Annotated in this window: 2 protein-coding genes and 2 pseudogenes; all 4 read left to right on the forward strand. The window is 40.3% G+C overall.

Going from position 1 to position 1,988, the window contains the following annotated elements; genetic code table 11:
- A pseudogene (locus HT701_RS03130) lies at positions 1 to 498 on the forward strand (transposase); the annotation flags it as partial.
- 9 nt (positions 499 to 507) lie between these two features.
- Positions 508 to 630: pseudogene (locus tag HT701_RS03135) on the forward strand (chromosome partitioning protein ParB); the annotation flags it as partial.
- Positions 631 to 634: 4 nt separating this feature from the next.
- Positions 635 to 1,084: a GNAT family N-acetyltransferase gene (locus tag HT701_RS03140; protein WP_050207399.1), complete on the forward strand. Its 450-nt coding sequence runs from the start codon at positions 635 to 637 to the stop codon at positions 1,082 to 1,084.
- A 127-nt stretch (positions 1,085 to 1,211) separates the two neighbouring features.
- A complete protein-coding gene (gene rpoE, locus HT701_RS03145) occupies positions 1,212 to 1,799 on the forward strand; it encodes a DNA-directed RNA polymerase subunit delta (RefSeq protein WP_050207400.1) in 588 nt (195 codons plus the stop codon).
- The last annotated feature ends 189 nt before the right edge of the window (positions 1,800 to 1,988 follow it).

Below are 1,988 nucleotides of genomic sequence, written 5' to 3' on the forward strand. Positions count from 1 at the left end.
CTCCTCTCAGTTCTGAGGACACGGTAATGATTGATGCGACGGAAGTAAAAATCAATCGCCCTAAAAAAACAATTAGCGAATGATTCTGGTAAAAAGAAATGCCACGCTATGAAGGCTCAGGCGATTGTCACAAGCCAAGGGAGAATTGTTTCTTTGGAGATCACTGTGAACTATTGTCATGATATGAAGTTGTTCAAAACGAGTCGCAGAAATATCGGACAAGCTGGTAAAATCTTGGCTGACAGTGCTTATCAAGGGCTTATGAAGCTATATCCTCAAGCACAAACTCCACGTAAATCCAGCAAACTCAAGCCGCTAACAGCTGAAGAGAAAGCCTATAACCATGCGCTATCTAAGGAGAGAAGCAAGGTTGAGAACATCTTTGCCAAAGTAAAAACGTTTACAATGATTTCAACAACCTATCGAAATCATCGTAAACGCTTCGGATTACGAATGAATTTGATTGCTGGCATTATCAATCATGAACTAGGATTCTAGTTTTGCAGGAAGTCTATTTACTCTGTTTTTGATTTAGAAGATCGTATCCTAGCTCAAGATGGGTATGAAGCAAAATGGTATAACTGGTGTGATGGTTTTAATCAAGCAGCAACTCTTTTGTTGAAAAGGTAGTGCATTGTGTCTTGTTCCTTATTATAAGGTCAATCATTGTGAGGAAGCTTTTGCTTGGTATCAGGATGTGAACTTGGTTTACCTCGTAGATGGGGTGAAGCTTCCTTACAGTCAAGCGACCTTGGAAGTCATGTATTCCTATTTGGATCGGCATGGTGAGCTTTTTTGGATTGAAGTCAAGGAGAAGGGAGAATGGTTTCCAATTGGGGATATTACACTATCTCAGGATAATCTCCCCATTGTGATTGGGAATTCCGCTTACCAACATCGAGGACTTGGAAAAAAGATTCTAAGTGCTTTGATTGAATTGGCTCGAGTAAAAGGATGGAAAGAATTGAGAGTCAAGGAAATCTACACCTACAATCATGCTTCTAGGAGGTGTTTCAAGTCGCTTGGATTTGTGGAAAATGGAGCAACAGAAAAAGGAAGGAGTTTTATATTGGAATTAGTCTAATCCTGCCACTTTCTCCCCCTTAACCTTTGACTATTCCGCAAAATTATCGTAAAATAAAGAGTAAATGATAAAATGAGGTCAGAGTCTGTTTGCTCTGGCGATAGTAGTATAAATGAGGAGAAACGCTTTGGAATTAGAAGTATTTGCTGGGCAAGAAAAAAGTGAACTATCTATGATTGAGGTAGCGCGTGCTATCTTGAAACTTCGTGGTCGCGATCAGGAGATGCATTTTAGCGATCTTGTAAATGAAATTCAAAACTACCTTGGAACATCAAACAGCGATATCCGCGAAGCTTTGCCTTTGTTCTACACAGAGTTGAACTTTGACGGTAGCTTCATCTCACTTGGGGACAACAAATGGGGTCTTCGTTCATGGTATGGTGTGGACGAAATCGACGAAGAAATCATCGCTCTTGAAGAAAATGACGACGATGAAGTAGCACCAAAAGCTAAGAAAAAACGTGTCAATGCCTTTATGGATGGTGATTCAGATGCCATTGACTACAATGCAGATGATCCAGAAGACGAAGATGCATACGAAGCAGATCCAGCTCTTTCATACGATGATGAAAATCCAGATGATGAAAAAAATGAAGTGGAAGCTTATGATGCAGAAATCAACGAAATCGCTCCAGATGACTTGGGAGAAGATGTGGATCTCAACGAAGACGACGACGAGTTTTCAGATGACGACGCTGAAACCAGCGAGGAATAAGAGTTAGCTATTGACAATTATCCTATTTTTCGGTATCATATTGTTTGGGCACCTCTTTTAGAGGTCGGGGCTCCCTAGTTCTTAGGGAGCTATTTTTGTTTTTTCAAGAAGTTATCTTCTTGTATTTTATGCTCAATGAAAATCAAAGAGCAAGCTAGGAAACTAGCCGTAGGCTGCTCAAAACACTGT

The sequence above is a fragment of the Streptococcus sp. 10824 genome, assembly GCF_013276595.1.
In the GTDB taxonomy this organism is placed as follows: Bacteria; Bacillota; Bacilli; order Lactobacillales; family Streptococcaceae; genus Streptococcus; species Streptococcus pseudopneumoniae.